A 16,441-nucleotide genomic window follows, 5' to 3' on the forward strand; every position below is an offset into this window, starting at 1 on the left:
ATTATGCTATTGCGTCATATCCGTTACCTGCTTGCCGTGGTCGAGCATGGCAATTTCACCAGGGCGGCAGAGGCGCTCTACGTCTCGCAGCCGACCTTGTCGCAACAGATTCGCCAGCTGGAAGAAACCCTGGGTGCGCAACTGCTCGACCGCAGCGGCCGCATCGTGCGCGCTACCGATGCCGGTCAGGCATACATTATTTATGCCAGCAGAGCGCTGCGAGAGCTGGAAGCAGGACAACGGGCGATCCACGATGTGGCGGAACTGAGCCGCGGCAGCTTGCGGCTGGCCATGACGCCCAGCTTTACCTCTTATCTGGCGGGTCCCTTGATCGCGCGCTTCAATGCCGACTATCCCGGCATTACGTTGCAGATCGTTGAACTGCCGCTAAACGGAATGGAGTCGGCCTTGCTGAACGATGAAGTTGATCTCGGCATCGCCTTCAGCCAGGTCCGTTCGCAAGAGATAAGCTGCCAGCCGCTGTTTGTGGAAAAGCTCAGCGTGGTGGTCGGCCTGGATCATCCGCTGGCGCAGCGCCCTGCCCCCATCGCCGCCGGCGATCTGACGCAACAGCCGCTGGCGCTGCTCAGCACGAATTTCGCCACCCGGACATATGTCGACGCCTATCTGCAAGAACAGGGAATTTCTCCCAAAATAGCCATCGAAGCCAACACCATCAATGCGATTGTCGAGATTGTCCGTTACGGCGGCGTCGCCACCATCCTGCCGGACGCCATCACGCGTGAACATCCCGCGCTGCAGGAAATCCGGATGACCCCCGCCTTACCGCAACGCACGGTAGCCTTGCTACAGCGTAAGGACGCTTATCAAAGCGCCGCCGCGCTGGCTTTCGCCAGACTCGCTGCGGACATGACGGCAGACCGTCAGGACGAAAAAAAGGCTGATTCCTGAGTAGTACAGGAATCAGCCCTAAACCCTGGGTAAATCAGCCATCCAGCTTACCGGCCGCTTACCGGGCACTCTTAACTATATGGCAGCTCAGGTTTCGGTGATATGCAACTTGCTGGCCACCATGTGCGCCACCGACTCGCCCGGCTTGCGGCGGAACTTGCGGCTGGCCCAGACCAGCAGATCGTCGACATAGGTGAACACCACCGGAATCACCAGCAAACTCAGGAAAGTAGAAGTCACCAGGCCGCCGATCACGGCAATCGCCATCGGTCCGCGGAAACTGGAATCTGCTCCCAACCCAAGAGCGATCGGCAACATGCCGGCGCCCATGGCGATGGTGGTCATGATGATCGGCTGGGCCCGCTTGTGACAGGCATCCATCAAGGCCTCGAAACGGCTCATCCCATGATCGCGCCTCGCCACGATGGCGTACTCCACCAGCAGGATCGAGTTCTTGACGGCGATCCCCATCAGCATCAGCAAGCCGATCAGCGACGGCATCGAGAACGAGTTATGGGTGATCAGCAATGCCGCAAACGCGCCACCAATCGACAAAGGCAGTGCCGCCAAAATCGTCACTGGTTGCAGGAAACCCTTGAACAGCAGCACCAGCACCATGTAGACGCACAACACACCGGTCAGCATCGCCAGCGCGAAGCCGGAGAACAGTTCCTTCATGACTTCAGCATCGCCCAGTTCACCGCGCTTGACGTTTGGCGGCAAGTTTTTCAGGTTAGGCAATTCATTGATCTTCGACATCACTTCGCCAATTTCATGTCCGTTCAATTCAACGTGGATGATGACGCGGCGATTGCGGTCGATACGGTCGATCCGTGCCGGGCCGCTGTCGAAACGGATGTCGGCAACCGAGCTCAATGGCACATTACCGTTCTTGCCTTGCACCGACAGGCGCTCCAGCACACTCAGGTCTTGCCGTGCGGCTTCCGGCAAACGCACGCGGATCGGAATCTGCCGTTCCGGCAAATTCAGCTTGGCGACCAACTGGTCATAGTCGCCGGAAGTAGCGATGCGCAACGTCTCGCCAATCGCCGAAGCGGTGACGCCCAGGTCGGCGGCTTTGGCAAAATTCGGCGTAACGATAATCTCCGGCCGCACCAGGCTGATGCTGGAAGTGATGCTGCCAAGATCCGGAATAGCGCGGATTTCGCGTTCGATAGCACGCGTCACCGTACTCAGCGCCTGTGGATCATCACCGGACAACAACAGCTGCAATTCTTCGCCATTGCCGCCGCCACCGACGGTAAACCGCAAACCAGGCAACTGCGCCAACAGCTTGCGCAATTCAGACTCCACCGCCGTCTGCTTCTCCTTGCGCGCTGGCGGATCCTTGAGCAGTACAGTCAGGGTCGAGCGGCGCGCCTCGTCGCCGCCGATCGCGCTATATACCTGGTCAACGTTCTTGTTGGTCATCAGCAAGCGGCGTGCCTGTTCCGTACTGGCGCGTGTTTCTTCCAGGACGCTGCCGGGAGGCAGTTCCAGCGTGACCTGGGTCTGACCACGGTCGCTAGGCGGGATGAAACCAGTCGGCAGGAAAGGAATCATGGCCAACGAAGCAATAAAGAATACGGCGGCCATGACCATGGTCTTGACCCGGTGATGCATGCACCAGGAAGCCAATGCCAGGTACTTGCCCATCATGCGGCTTTCTTTCTTCTCATGCACCAGCGGCTTCAACAAGTAAGCCGCCATCATCGGCGTCAGCAGCCGCGCCACCACCAGCGACGTCGTCACGGCAATCGCCGCGGTCCAGCCAAATTGCTTGAAATATTTGCCGACGATGCCGCTCATAAACGCCGTCGGCAAGAACACCGCCACCAGCGTAAACGTCGTCGCCACCACCGCCAGGCCGATTTCATCGGCAGCTTCCATCGCCGCCTGGTAAGGCGTCTTTCCCATGCGCAGATGACGCACGATGTTTTCGATTTCCACAATCGCATCGTCCACCAGGATGCCGATCACCAGCGCCAGCGACAGCAAAGTTACGCCGTTGAGAGAGAAGCCAAGGAAATTCATCACCATGAAGGTCGGGATGATGGACAGCGGCAGCGCCGCCGCGGCCACCAGTGTCGCCCGCCAGTCACGCAGGAAGAACCAGACTACCAGCACCGCCAGCAGCGCGCCTTCGTACAGCAAGGACATCGAACCTGCGTAGTTTTCCTTGACCGCGTCGACGTTATTAAACGCCTCTTCGATCTTGACATGGGTGGCTTTGCTGCCCAGCTCGGCGACCGCCTTCTTCACCGCATTGGACACCGTGATTTCACTGGCGCCCTTGCTGCGGGTGATTTCAAAGCCGACCACCGGCTTGCCATCGAGCAGCGTGATCGCAGTGCGCTCGCCGATGCCGTCGGTCACCTTGGCGACCTGGTCCAGACGGATCACATGGCCATCCGGTAAAGCCATTTGCAAGGCAGCGATTTCCGCTACGTTGCCGACCGTGCCGATGGTGCGCACCGATTGCCGTGCGCCACTGATATCAGCCTTGCCGCCCGGCGCTTCCTGTTGCACGCGTTGCAGCTGGCGCGAGATTTGCGCCGCCGATACGTTCAGGGCCGCCATGCGTTCCGGATCCAGTTCGACCAGTACTTCGCGGTTAACTCCACCCACCCGGGCGATCTTGCCGACCCCAGGCACCGACAACAGGGCTTTGGACACATCGTTGTCGACGAACCAGGATAAAGCTTCCTCATCCAGCTGGTCGGATTTGACGGTATAGGTGATGATCGGCTGGCCGGACGTGCTGGCCTTGCCGTAGACCGGATCTCGGACGTCTGTGGGCAAATCGCTGCGAACCCGGTTGACGGCGTCATGCACATCGTCCATCGCTTCCGAAATATCTTTCTCCAGCCGGAATTCGACAGTGATGTTCACTACGCCATCATTGATCATGGTGTAGATGTGGCGTACATCCGTGACGGTCGCGACCGAATTCTCGATCTTGCGCGCCACTTCGGTTTCCAGCTGCGAGGGCGAAGCGCCCGGCAAGCTGGTGGAGATCGAAATAAACGGGAAATCGATGTCTGGACTATCTTGTACCAGCATGCTTTTGAAGCTCATCAGCCCCATTACCGTGAGCATGATGAACAGCAAAATGGCTGGAACCGGGTGTTTGATCGAGAGAGCGGAAAAATTCATGACGGCTCCTCGCTTACTTCATCGCCAGCGGCGTCGGACTGGCAGAAGTCGGCTTTGCTTCCGACGCTACGCGCACCGTGTCGCCATCGGCCAGGAATCCAGCGCCCTTTTCCACCAGGACCGTTGTCGGAGTAATCCCATTCGTCCCGCTTGCCACTTCAATGCGCTCGCCGATGCGACGCCCTAGCGTCACTTTGGTCTGGGTCACTTTGTTGTCCTTGCCCAGCTGATAAACGTAGCTATAGCCGTCGCGCATCACCACTGCGGTTTGCGGCAAGGTCAGCGCTTCCGCGCTACCCAGTACGAACTGACCGGTGCCGAACATGCCGGCGTGTGCGCTACCCGGCACCGGCAGGTCGACATACACCAGGCCGTTGCGCGTCAGCGGATCCACAGTCGGCGCCACCATACGCACCTTGCCGTCTACTACCACGCCATTGGTGACCTTGAGCTTGACCGCCTGGCCGACCTTGATCTGCAGCAGGTCGGTGGCGTTCACTTCGGCACGCCATTCAAGACGGTTCTGGCGGATAAGCTTGAACAGTTCCTGTCCTTGCGACGCCACCGAACCCACCGTCGCCGTACGCGAAGAGATCACGCCGTCATCGGGCGCCAGCACCTGCGTCTGGCGCAACCGGATCTGTTGCATGTCCAGAGCAGCCTGGGCCGACATCAACTTTGCCTTGGCGCTGCGTTCGGCCACTTCGTACTGCGTGGTTTGCTGGCCGCTCAAGGCGCCGCTGTTGGCCAGCGTACGCGCCCGTTCGGCATTGGCGTCCGCCTCGGACAAGGCCGCGCGCGCTTGCTCTACCTCAGCCTTTTGCTGCGCCACTTGCGCTTCCACGCTGTCATTGGTGAAGCGCGCCAGCACCTGGCCGCGTTTGACGATATCGCCGACGTTGACGCGGACTTCCGCCAGCTGCAATCCACCCAGTTCACTGCCCACCACCGCCTCTTGCCAGGCGGCGATGCTGCCGTTGGCCGACATCGTCAGCGGCCAGTCGGCGCTTTGCGCCTTGGTGGTGGTTACCGTGAGGGATGCTTGTGGCTTGGAGGCTTCTTTATCTGCTGGTTTTTTGCTGTTACCGCTGGTGGCCCAGACGGCGCCGCCGCCAATCACAACGATCAGCGCTGCCGCAATGGCTACTAGTTTGAAAGATGGCTTTTTCATGACTGTCTTCACTTGAATTTTTAAGAACGATCGGAGTTTGGCGTGCTTTGCGACTGGCTGGCCGGCGTAGTCTGCTGCGCAGTCTGTTCCGTCTCATTGCGCCAGCCGCCGCCAAGGGCCTTGTACAGTGCAATCCAGGCAGTAACATGGTCATGTTGCACGCTGATTACCGTTTGCTGCGCAGCCAGGAAAGTACGGCGCGCGTCCTCCAGCTCAAACAGGCTGCCGCTGCCGGCCTTGAACTTGTCGTCGTTGGCGCGGTAGTAGCTTTCATATTCGCGTGACGCCAACGCGGCATCTTCTTCGCGCCTTGCTGCGGCATCCAGCCGCACCAGCGCCTCTTCGATTTCCCGCACAGCGGTCCGCACTTGCTGCTGGTAGCCGGCATACGCCTCGTCATAGCGGCCACGCGCCAGGTCGGCCTGCGCCTTGCGTTGGCCGGCGTCAAAGATTGGCAGCTTGAACGATGGACCGAACGACCAGGTATCGGAGCGGGCGCTGCTGCCGTCGAAACGGAAGCCGCCGATGCCGATGCTGCCTAGCAGTGAAATGCTGGGATACCGATTGGCTTCAGCGACGTTGATTTCAGCGCTAGCCGCAGCCAGTTCGCGCTCGGCGACCGCAATATCAGGCCGCTGCGACAATACCTGCGCGGGCACGCTCTCGACCACAAAACCACGCGGTTGCGGCAAACGCTGGTTGACTGCCAGTTTGGTGCGCAAGACAGGTTCGGGGATGTCGGTCAGCGCCACCAGCGCCTTGATGTCAAGGTCGCAATCGGCGCGCTGCACAATCAGTTTTTGCCGGGCGTCGGCGGTCGATGCGTTGATCAAGGCACCGTCCGCCGGCGCCGTAAAGCCGGCCTTGACCTTGAGTGCGGTAAGCTGCGCGGTCTGTTCGCGCGAAGTCAGGTCTTGCGCCAGCATCGCCGTGGTCGCCACGCAGGCCCGGTAATTCACCAGCGTGCTGCCGACTTCGGCCGCCAGCGATACCTTGGCGCCATACCAGTCGGCATCACGGGCAAAGACGCGCGCATTGGCAGCGTCAGCCGCTTTACGCTTGCCGCCAAACAGATCAAGCTCCCAGCTGGCGTCGAAGGTGGCGCTGTTGCTGGTAGAGATTGTGGCGACGTTGCCTAAACTCCCGGTAAGGCCGCTGAGAGATTTGCTGCGTGTGCTGCTGGCATCGGCAGCGACCGAAGGATAGAGCGCACTGCCGGTAGTAACCGCCGTGGCGCGCGCCTGCTTGATGCGCGCCAGCGCTTGCGCCACGCTTGGATTGCTGGTCTCAGCAGTGGTGACCAGTTCAGCCACCAGCGGATCGTCGAATTGCGACCACCAGCGCGTCAGATCGGTCGCAGCGCTGCCGGTCCCTGCCTGTGTCGGCAAAGCGCTTTGGAATTGCGGCAATACAGCTTGCGATGAAGTCGTTGGCGAGGGCGCCTGATAGGTAGGCCCAACCACACAACCGGCGATCACGGACAGCAGGGGTACGCTGCCGAGCATCTTTAGTAAACGCATCTTTTTCCCTTACTTAATTTTTTTGCGGGGCTCCCAAATGCGGGATTTTTAGTAGTTTTATGCTGTTTTTTATGCTGTTTTACACGGTATGACGAGGTATTGCGTATTTTTGATTACTCTGTGCAGCCCTCCAATGTACAGGGTGTGCCGCCACTGTAAAGAGGAAAATTGCTACTGAGTATGGGATTGCGACGATCTGCAGATATGTGGGGATAAACTGGCTAAAACATGGGATGGACTGCTATCGGCCAGGTATTCCAAGGAACGCCATAAAAATTACAAAAAAACATCCATCGCCCAGTCACGCGCGCCTTGCCAGCATTTCTGCGCAGCAATAATAACTTGCTTAGATGCTATTTTGTTGAAGAGGCGCTTCCGAAAGACAAACAAAAACACAAAATGTCTAGATGGCCACATCAAATGGCAAAATGCCCACATCTCGGCCCCGCGATTCCGGGTACAGGCAAGGCAACCGGTTGCAAGTTGTACAATAATCTGCAGTCAATTTGTAGAGATTTGCAACATAGGTAGCGGATGCCGATCATTGAAATGTAGACTCCGCAAGATGAGCATTCCACCACCGCGTCAATGATCCCTCGCCTTCCGCGCCGGCGATTCCGCCCGTTTGTCTATGCGGGATTCTGCGCCTGCCTGTTGCAACTACCGACAGTACAAGCGGCTGTGTTCGTCGATGCCGCACCGGCAACGCAGAGGGCCAATCAAACAACGGCTGCAAATAACGATCTGACACCGCCTGTAGCACCGGATCAAAAAACCGCCATGCCGCAATCCGAAGATTGCTCACCGGCGTCCAGGAAAAACACGATTGCCAATAACGACCGTCCGACAAAACACATCCAGCGCGGCACGGCGTCCTGGTATGGAAAAAAGCTGCATGGGAGACGCTCCGCCAGCGGCGAACGCTTCGATATGCATGCAATGACGGCAGCTCATCCCAGTCTGCCGTTGCGTAGCTGGGTGCTGGTGCGAAATCTCAGCAACGGCAAGATGGCGATACTCAAAGTAAACGACCGCGGGCCGTTCCGTAGCAAACGCATACTGGATGTGTCCTACAGCGCAGCCAAACAGCTGGGCTTCGCCGGCAAAGGTACGACGCGGGTCGAAGTGCGGCCGCTGTCGGCCAATGAAATGCCTTTGGTGAAAGCACAGGTAGAACAGGGAATCCCGACATCACTGCCAGATGTGAAATGCGACCAAACGGACTAGTCAACGGCATGGATGATTGTGCAGGATCGCGATAGTGCCTGGCGTGACTCCCGCCACCCCGGCTGTCCGCCACAAAATCTCCCGCCACTCCAGCTACTTTTCACCCCAGCCAACAATTATCCGCAGGAATAAAACAACCAAATTTTCCAGGTAAATCAAGCTGCTTTCAAATAATGTGAGCCTGGGGCATCGGATATGCTCCGTTAATCCAGGCCGGGTCTGTACTTGTTTTGACACAGAACCGGCCGGCCGGCGTCCTGTGGTTACTTGTTATCGGCAGCCTCCTCAATCACCTTTGCCACCACGTCCGCGCGCGAGACCATGAGTACGTGGGAAGCCCCCTTCACCTCGACGATATCCTTCGCATTGGCTCGCTTGGCCATGAAGCGCAAGCCTTCGAGCGGGATGTTCCTGTCGGCAGTGCCATATACGAAATAAGACGGCAACTGCTTCCAGGCAGAACCGTTCGCCGCTTCATTGAGTGCAGCAACAGTCACCGGACGCTGACCAGCTGCCATCAGTGCAGCTTGCTGAGACGGCACGTCGGCGGCAAACTGCTGCGCGAACTTGCCTTGGTTGATATAGAGGTCCTTGCCGCCGTCGGCCAGCGTCACAGGATCGGCAAGAGTATCGCCGAGCGTTCCGCCAGGGAATTTGCCAGCCAGTTCAGCGACCGTCTCCCCCTGCTCTGGCGCAAAGGCGGCGACATAGACCAGCGCCTTCACTTCGGGATTGCCTTCGGCGGCCTTGGAAATGACCATGCCGCCGTATGAGTGGCCGACCAGAACCAGCGGCCCCTTGATGGCGCCGATTACGCTTGCAGTATATTGCGCATCACTGGCGACGCCGCGTAGCGGGTTGGCGACGCTCAGCACTGGGTAACCCTTGGCGATAAGCCGTTTCGCCACGCCATTCCAGCTGCTGGAATCGGCGAAGGCGCCGTGGACCAGCACGACAGTTGGCTTGGCCGATGTCCCATGGATAGCGGTAATGGGCGCCCCGGCATGCGCCAGCGGCAGCGTGCCAGCGAGCGCTACGGAAGTGGCAATGGAGATCAGTAATTTCTTGGCATTCATGTCGGTTCCTTATTTGGTTGCGTTGTCATGGTGGCTTACGAAGGCTTAGGCCAGGGTGACGGTCACATCGATGTTGCCGCGGCTCATCTTTGAATATGGGCAGATCTGATGCGCAGCATCGATGAGATCTTGTGCAACATCGCGCGACAGACCGGGCAAACTCACGTCAAGGCGAGCTTGCAAGAGGAACCCGTCGCTTGCGGTGCCGAGGTCGACTTCGGCATCGACGGCGGTGCCGGCTGGCAGGGAGAAGTTCTTGTCCTTGGCTGCCCGCCCCATGGCGCCAATGAAGCAGGCCGACCAGCCGGCGGCGAAGAGCTGCTCCGGGTTGGTGCCTGTGCCGTGGCTGCCAGGAGGAGACAGCTTGATGTCGAGACGGCCATCGTCGCTGCGGGCAACGCCATCGCGACCGCCAGTGGTATGTGTCTTGCCGGTATAGAGAACTTTTTCGATCTTGCTCATGATGTTTCCTTTCAACTCATTGAGTTACACAAAGATGCAACGACGTACTGCAGACGAATGGATGAATGACAATCAGCGGTGTCGCTCGTATTCATGCGCCACTACAATCGCCATTAGAGGTGGTCGATTTCGATCACGGCATCGGCAAAGGCTCGCGGCGCTTCCTGTGGCAAGTTGTGACCAATACCACCTGCGACGAGCACATGCTTGTACTTACCGGTGAAGCGCTTGGCATATGCCGCAGGCTCGGGGTGCGGCGCACCATTGGCGTCGCCTTCCATCGTGATGGTTGGCACTGCTATGGATGGGAGTTTCGCCAATCGTGCTTCCAGTTCGTTGTACTTCGCTTCGCCATTCGCCAGGCCGAGACGCCAGCGATAGTTGTGGACTGTAATAGCGGCGTGGTCCGGATTTTCCAGAGCCGCAGCACTACGGTCGAAAATGGCGTCATCGAAATGCCATTGCGGCGACGCAGTTTTCCAGATCAGCTTGGCGAAATCGTGGTGATTTTTTTCGTAGCCGGCGCGGCCGCGCTCGGTGGAGAAATAGAACTGGTACCACCATTGCTGTTCAGCCGCCGGCGGCAAGGCTTGTTTGCCAGATTCCTGGCTACCGATCAAATAGCCGCTGACGGAAACCAATCCCTTGACACGCTGCGGCCACAGCGCAGCGACGATATCGGCTGTACGGGCACCCCAGTCGTAACCGGCAAGGGTGGCCTTGTCGATCTTCAGCGCATCCATCAGCGCGACGACGTCGGAGGCCAGCGCTGCCGGTTCACCGTTGCGCACAGCATTGGCGTCCAGAAAGCGCGTCGTGCCGAAGCCGCGCAGGTGGGGCACGATCACGCGATAGCCGGCCTTGGTCAGCATGGGCACAACGTCGACGAAGCTGTTGATGTCATATGGCCAGCCGTGCAGCAGGATGACGACGGGACCATCGGCAGGGCCTTCGTCGACATAGCCAACATTGAGGTCGCCGGCATCGATCTGCTTGATGGACTTGAAGCTAGCCAGTTCCCGGTTTGCCGTTGCAGTCACGTTCGGCAAAGCGCTTGCCGAATGCGCTTGGGCCGTTCCTGTCAATGCGAATTGTGCACCGGCAAGGGCGAACACAGCGGCGAGGACGAGGCGGCGATTGGTCTTGATGATTTTGCTCATTTGCTTTCTCCAGTGATGGTGAGGTGGTTTTCAGGTTCCTGTTGCAATCGATACAGCGCGGTCGGCGACAATCATTTAGTTATCGTCATAATTATTATGAAGCGAAATATATATGAGCTTTAATCGATTTTCAAGTACGATAATCATTATCTTGATAAATATTTTTGCGGAGATGCAAAATGAGCAATAAATCTGACGCCAGCAAGAACATGGCCAAACTCGGCGACTTCATGTGCTTTGCCGTCTATTCGACCAACCTCGCTTATTCGCGCGTCTACAAGCCCGTGCTGGAAAAGCTCGGGCTCACTTACCCGCAATACGTCACCATCATTTGTCTTTGGGAGGAGGACAACCAGACCGTCAAGGGCCTGAGCGAAAAGCTGTTCCTGGAACCGAGCACGATGACGCCCATGCTGAAACGCTTGGAAACGATGGGCTACGTACGCCGTGAGCGCGACAGCGAGGACGAGCGCAGCGTGCTCGTGTCGTTAACTGATATGGGACGGGAGTTGCGGGAAAAAGCCTTCGCCTATCGCGAGGTGACGGCCAAGGCATCCGGCCTAAAGCCGGAGGAGTTTCGAGTGCTGCAAAAAGCCATCGTCAATTTGCGCACCAATCTTATAAATGCATCCCACCAAAACATTGCGGCAGGAGACAAGAATTGATTCACATTCTTCCTCTGAAGATAGTTTCTCAACGTGCTTGTCAGAAGCGGGCCAACCAAAGCTCGCCGGTCAAGCGGATATCCAATGAGGCTTCTTCACCATTGCAACATCCAAAATATAGTTATTGAGAAATAATCAGCAGTGAAAAATTCAGCGATAAAAGAATTCTGACACCCGACACTAGAAATACTTTCCACCTCGTGACCTTACCCCGCTGAGTGCACCAATCGTAACTTAGCAATCTGGCCGTTTTCAATGTGATGCAGTTGCCGGAATTGGTCCGGTACCATTTGCCCGTAACGTCGGCGCTTGTGCGATGCCACGTGCCTTGGCAATCACGGCGAGCGCCTGCAATGTCGTCGGATGATGCGGCAAGCCGGCCAAAGAAACCAGTTTTATCAAAACATCCAGCATCTCCGGTGCCACTGCAGCCAGACACGCATGTGCCAACATTTCTTGTTTATTGCCACCGATCCTCGTAACATCGTTATAAGCTTCCGTCCCCGGGTGCGTGGGAATGATGCAGATCCGGATATCGGCGTCGTCATCGGCACCCAGGTCGCCGTTAGTGGTATCGAGTATTTTCCAAAGTTCGTGCACAACACCTTCCGACACCGCACCCGACAAATAGGATATCTGTACCTGTTCATGTATATGCGCAGAAAGCGCAACGTTGTCTATTGAATGACTAGACATATTGGCCCCGATTTTTGCCGGAATTTTATAACTGGTAGTGTGTTTAAAGGTCTAATAAGCATATTCGGTGTAGCGATATTTTCCATATTTGCTGCCATGGCCATAACGCCCCGGACGCATTCTCAAGCCGTTGAACAATATTCCCTTGTTGCTCATGCCGGCTTGCTGTAAGCGCTTCAGCGACTCCTTGATTTCGCCCATGGTACTGACATTGGCGCGGACAACCATATAGATTGCACCTGCCTGACGCGCGACAATCAGGCTATCGGATACCGCCAGCACCGGCGGTGCATCCAGCATCACATAATCATAGTCCGGCGCTAAGGATTGCAGCAGCTTTGCGAAATTTTCATGCATCAGCAATTCAGCAGGATTGGGCGGCAAATTACCGGTGGAAAGAAAATCCAGGTTTTCTATCACATCGCGTCGCAAGCTTTGTTCCACGGTATTGGCGCCGGCGACCAGTTCCGACAGGCCATTTTCACGCGCGAAACCGAAATACTGATGCAGTTGGCCTTTGCGCATGTCAACATCGACTAGCAGTACGCGCTTGCCCGCAGCAGCCAGTACCACCGCCACATTGGCCGAGATAAACGATTTTCCCAATCCCGGCGTAGGGCCGGTAATCAGCAAGATATTGCTTGCTGCGTCCAGCATAGAAAATTGTAAGGCAGTGCGGAAACTGCGCAGGCTTTCAACCGCAAGATCGGTCGGGTCGACTTGCGCCAGAAGCAAATTCTTTGACGCCTTGGCAACGATCTCGACATATAACTCTTCCTGTTTTTTACTGTGTGGGATAGTGGCATAAACGCTCAAGCCCAGCGCTTGTTCCAGCTCATGCGGACTATCGATACCGCCATACAGCATTTTCCTCAGCGCCGCGCACATCACGCCTAGAACCAAGCCAAGAAAAACCGATAAGGCAATTATCACGCCGCGCCGCGGCGCTACCGAATGCTCAGGCACGACAGCGGCATCAACCAGGCGCACATTGCCGACCTTACCCGACTTGGCCACACGCGTCTGCTGCGCCGTCTTCAGCAAGGCGCTATACAGGTCAGTGTTGACCTTTATATCCCGCGTCAGGCGCAGCGTATCCTGCTCCAGCTTCGGCAGACCTTTGATCTGTTCACCAATACTGCGCATTTCGATGCTGATATCTTTCATCTGCCGATCCAGACCGACAACCGCCGGATGATCGCTGGTGAATCGGACCAACAACTCCTCCCTCTTCTGCCTCAACTCTACCAGCTTGGTCTGGGCCGCTACCGATTGCTGCAACGCTAACTTGGCTTCTTCACCCAAGTCGATGGTCCCATGCATGTTGCGGAATTGATTGTATTTGCTTTCGGACTGCTCCAGTTCGCGCTTGATCTCCGGCAGTTGTTCGTTCAGGAAAACCAGGGATTTTTCATATTCCTCAGAGATGCGCTCGACGTTCTGGCGTACATATTCGTGTCCAATTTCGTTGAGGATGTTGCTGGTCAAACGCGGATTCTCCCCCGTTAGCGTAATACCGATAATGCCTGACTGCTTTCCCTTTTCTGAAATCAGCATGGCGCCCTGCAATTTTCGTATGGTATCCAGCCGCGATTTGCGCGTCAGCAAAAATTGGGTTCCCGGCTTGGCAACGATCTTCGCTACCGTCAGCTCGATCTCGCCATGGCTGTTGTTGGCTTTCAGCGGCGTCCCGACCTTTCCCTGCAAGTTGATGTCGGCATCGTCATCCTTCAAAAGGAATTGGCCACTGGGTTCGACTGTCAGAACAAAATTGCGATTTTGCAGCGCTTCCGATACATTGAATAAAGCCACCTCAATGCGCTCCGCACCCCAGGCATAGCCACCATAGCCGAACAAGCCGGGATTGGAAAGCTGCGGCCAGCGGCCTGACCACCAGGCGCCAAACAAGGGAAAATGCTTGGGACGCGCATCGACATACAATTGCAGCGTATCTACCGCGCGCGACACCACCAGACGCGAACGCAACAATTCCATTTCCGAGTTAGCGGCCGCCTTCACGTCCAGCAACGCAGAAACGCCGCCTAACAGACTCTTAGAAGAGTTAGGTCCATCTTCCACTTGTACCAGAATGTCTGCGGAATATGTAGGCTTGACGCTAAAGGCATAGATCGCTCCCAGCAAAGTAACCGCCATGGTAATGCTGACAATCAGCCAGCGATGGTCGAACAACAGATCCAGACAGGCTGCCAGATCGATTTCGTTTTCATGTTGCGGCTCGCCGGAGGATACCGCTTGTATTGGTGCGTTCATTGTTATATTGAGTTTGAATTTACAGCAACGGCATTTGAAACAACACGTTGTCTGGTTGTGTTCGTTTCTTCAGTACGCTGGATTTTTCTAGACAGTTCGCCCACCCCTTGCGCGATCAACTGATAGGTCCGCTGAAAACTAGCGAAATCTTCCTTATAGGGATCAGGAATTTCATATTTTCCTGTTTCGCCGAGCAGTAATACCTTGCCCTTAGCCGACGCGTACAGCATCTCGATATGCCGTTTTTGGTCCCGCTCCATGGTCAGGATCAGATTGGCTTGGCTGATCATCCAGCCGGCCAGGCTCTGTGCTCGGTGCGCCTGGATATCGATGCCCTGCTGCTGCATAATGCGCACCGCGGACGGATCAGCCGCATGTCCCACCAGCGCACCGATCCCGGCCGAACGTATGGTTTTCTGCGGAAAATCACGTCTCAGCAAGGCTTCCGCCATCGGGCTACGACAGATATTGCCGATGCAGACTACCAGTATGTGATCGATCATTTTCCCGCCTGCACCGCGTTGGTAACGGATAGCGCGCTTGGCAGAATCAAGCTCATCACCCGGCTCCACGCCGCCAGCTTGGAAGCGTCTACATACACCACGTCCTTCGCTTGCAATTCAAAGTTCTCCGCCAGTGCGAAAGCTACAGGTGAACTGGCGTCGAGGTGGTATACCAGCGGCTTGTCCGCGCCGGCATTGCGCACCACGTATACGCTGCCGGCATTGCTGCTCAGCACATTAACTCCGCCGGCCTCTCCCAACGCTTCATTCAGGCTCAGGCGGCCATTGCGCAACGTCAGCGTGACCGGCTTGCTGACTTCGCCTAGCACAAAGACTTTGCTTTCTTCCCGTGCCAGTACATTCACCACATCGCCGTTATCTAGCATGATGCCGGCCAGATCGACCTTGTGTTGCAGCAGCAGCGGCAGGTCGATACGGTAGCTCTTGCCACCGCGGTTGATGCTGATCTGGCTTTGATCGCCGCTAGGCAAGATGCCGCCGGCACTGTTAAGCGCTTGCGGCAAGGTCATGGGAATATCAGTGATGGGCTGGATCCCCGGTGTTTTCACTTCGCCTTCGATATAGACGCGCTGGCTGCGATAAGCCTGCACGCGCAAGGTCAGGTCAGGCTTCTTGACGTAGCGCGCCAGTTTTCCAGCCAAAAGATCGCGCGCTTGCTGCTCGGTCAGGCCGGCCAGTTTGGTCGGCCCAATATATGGGAATTGCACCAAACCATTGCTATCGATGACATAGCCCGGCGGCGTAGTGCCGCTGTCTATGCTAGATGAGGCATTCGGTGTAGCCATCGCCGGCGTCGACAGTTCCGGATGATCCCACACCACGACCGACAGAATATCGCCGCTCGCTATGCGGTATGGCGTCGCCTTGGTAATCAGCAGACTGAGGTCTTGTCCCGTTTTCCGTTCACGCAGCACCCGCTCGTCCTGCACCAGTTGCGCAGTGATCGGCATGATCGTCGGCACCGAGCCGATCGCTTTCCGGTCCGATTCAACCTGCTCGCTCATATGCATCCCTGGCGCATATGCACATGCTGCGAGCAAAGAAATCAGGCTCGCTATTGTCGCCAGCTTTAAATGTGTGCTTCTCAAAAAAAACATGAAATTGTCAATCCTATAGTACCAACCCTATGAAGCTTGCTGCCACTCAAGCACTAAGGCCTGTTCGCAATTAGCAAAATGTGTTTGCATTTGGTATTTGAATACGCGCGTATCATCACCGAAATGAATCGACATAGTCCAATGTTAAAAAATGTAGTTTGCAATTGTTTTCAAATAAATTCCGTAAGAAACATTTACGCCTTCTTTGAAGCAGACCCTATTTCATTGGTACGTGTCTATATGGAGTGCGACGCGTCTTTGGTGATCCGCGTGAAGCCGGAGAGACCTGTGGTAAACATCGCGTGGCCCGCCTCATGCACACTCATAAGATCAACCATTTTGTCCAATACAATTGGGCAAACTCCCCTCAAATTAACCACCCACAACAATCTTCTTTTTGGGAAAGAAATTGCGCTTCATTGATGACGCATTTTTGAGCCGAGATTGCATGTCCTGCGTGCTCTCTCCAGCATCGTGCGAATACCGGTCAATTCCATTGAATCA

13 protein-coding genes are annotated in these 16,441 nt (G+C 56.4%); 3 read left to right on the top strand and 10 right to left on the bottom strand.

What is annotated here, in order from left to right; all coding sequences use genetic code 11:
• Nucleotides 1-3 precede the first annotated feature (3 nt).
• Nucleotides 4-912, top strand: coding sequence for a transcriptional regulator CynR (cynR, locus tag LT85_RS21020; RefSeq protein WP_038492868.1), 909 nt, complete (start codon nucleotides 4-6; stop codon nucleotides 910-912).
• A gap of 87 nt (nucleotides 913-999) precedes the next feature.
• Here cynR and LT85_RS21025 read toward each other — a convergent pair whose 3' ends face one another.
• Genes LT85_RS21025 through LT85_RS21035 form a run of 3 tightly spaced genes read right to left on the bottom strand, consistent with a single transcriptional unit; the run spans nucleotide 1,000 to nucleotide 6,759 of the window.
• Nucleotides 1,000-4,068: an efflux RND transporter permease subunit gene (locus tag LT85_RS21025; protein ID WP_038492872.1), complete on the bottom strand. Its 3,069-nt coding sequence runs from the start codon at nucleotides 4,066-4,068 to the stop codon at nucleotides 1,000-1,002.
• Between the two features lie 13 nt (nucleotides 4,069-4,081).
• The gene (locus LT85_RS21030) at nucleotides 4,082-5,239 is read right to left on the bottom strand and encodes an efflux RND transporter periplasmic adaptor subunit (protein WP_038492876.1); all 1,158 of its coding nucleotides are present in this window, start codon (nucleotides 5,237-5,239) and stop codon (nucleotides 4,082-4,084) included.
• Nucleotides 5,240-5,259: 20 nt separating this feature from the next.
• On the bottom strand, nucleotides 5,260-6,759 hold the full coding sequence (locus LT85_RS21035; RefSeq protein WP_081992608.1) for an efflux transporter outer membrane subunit: 1,500 nt from the start codon (nucleotides 6,757-6,759) through the stop codon (nucleotides 5,260-5,262).
• A gap of 588 nt (nucleotides 6,760-7,347) precedes the next feature.
• Here LT85_RS21035 and LT85_RS25665 point away from each other — a divergent pair.
• Nucleotides 7,348-7,986 (top strand): septal ring lytic transglycosylase RlpA family protein, encoded by a 639-nt coding sequence (locus LT85_RS25665; protein ID WP_052135375.1) that lies wholly within the window; start codon nucleotides 7,348-7,350, stop codon nucleotides 7,984-7,986.
• 263 nt (nucleotides 7,987-8,249) lie between these two features.
• On the opposite strand, the gene LT85_RS21045 is transcribed toward LT85_RS25665, so the two are convergent.
• The 3 genes from LT85_RS21045 to LT85_RS21055 all read right to left on the bottom strand — a co-directional run bounded on the left by LT85_RS21045 (nucleotide 8,250) and on the right by LT85_RS21055 (nucleotide 10,684).
• Nucleotides 8,250-9,062: an alpha/beta fold hydrolase gene (locus LT85_RS21045; RefSeq protein ID WP_038492879.1), complete on the bottom strand. Its 813-nt coding sequence runs from the start codon at nucleotides 9,060-9,062 to the stop codon at nucleotides 8,250-8,252.
• Nucleotides 9,063-9,107: 45 nt separating this feature from the next.
• Nucleotides 9,108-9,524 carry an organic hydroperoxide resistance protein gene (locus LT85_RS21050; protein WP_038492883.1) on the bottom strand — a complete coding sequence of 139 codons (417 nt, stop codon included), beginning with the start codon at nucleotides 9,522-9,524 and terminating at the stop codon, nucleotides 9,108-9,110.
• 113 nt (nucleotides 9,525-9,637) lie between these two features.
• Nucleotides 9,638-10,684: an alpha/beta fold hydrolase gene (locus LT85_RS21055; RefSeq protein ID WP_038492886.1), complete on the bottom strand. Its 1,047-nt coding sequence runs from the start codon at nucleotides 10,682-10,684 to the stop codon at nucleotides 9,638-9,640.
• Between the two features lie 179 nt (nucleotides 10,685-10,863).
• Between LT85_RS21055 and LT85_RS21060 the strand changes: the two genes are divergently transcribed.
• The gene (locus LT85_RS21060) at nucleotides 10,864-11,349 is read left to right on the top strand and encodes a MarR family winged helix-turn-helix transcriptional regulator (RefSeq protein WP_081992610.1); all 486 of its coding nucleotides are present in this window, start codon (nucleotides 10,864-10,866) and stop codon (nucleotides 11,347-11,349) included.
• Between the two features lie 252 nt (nucleotides 11,350-11,601).
• Here LT85_RS21060 and LT85_RS21065 read toward each other — a convergent pair whose 3' ends face one another.
• The 4 genes from LT85_RS21065 to LT85_RS21080 are packed head-to-tail and all read right to left on the bottom strand — an operon-like array spanning nucleotide 11,602 to nucleotide 15,844.
• Complete coding sequence (locus LT85_RS21065) at nucleotides 11,602-12,045, bottom strand: hypothetical protein (RefSeq protein ID WP_156117607.1); 444 nt, start codon at nucleotides 12,043-12,045, stop codon at nucleotides 11,602-11,604.
• 51 nt (nucleotides 12,046-12,096) lie between these two features.
• Nucleotides 12,097-14,316 carry a polysaccharide biosynthesis tyrosine autokinase gene (locus LT85_RS21070; RefSeq protein ID WP_052135376.1) on the bottom strand — a complete coding sequence of 740 codons (2,220 nt, stop codon included), beginning with the start codon at nucleotides 14,314-14,316 and terminating at the stop codon, nucleotides 12,097-12,099.
• Nucleotides 14,317-14,318: 2 nt separating this feature from the next.
• Entirely contained in the window at nucleotides 14,319-14,819 is a 501-nt protein-coding gene (locus tag LT85_RS21075; RefSeq protein ID WP_081992612.1) for a low molecular weight protein-tyrosine-phosphatase, read from the bottom strand.
• The gene (locus tag LT85_RS21080; RefSeq protein ID WP_253273593.1) at nucleotides 14,816-15,844 is read right to left on the bottom strand and encodes a polysaccharide biosynthesis/export family protein; all 1,029 of its coding nucleotides are present in this window, start codon (nucleotides 15,842-15,844) and stop codon (nucleotides 14,816-14,818) included. Before LT85_RS21080 ends, LT85_RS21075 begins: the two co-directional genes overlap by 4 nt.
• Nucleotides 15,845-16,441 lie beyond the last annotated feature (597 nt).

This window comes from Collimonas arenae (assembly GCF_000786695.1).
Taxonomy (GTDB): Bacteria; Pseudomonadota; Gammaproteobacteria; order Burkholderiales; family Burkholderiaceae_D; genus Collimonas; species Collimonas arenae_A.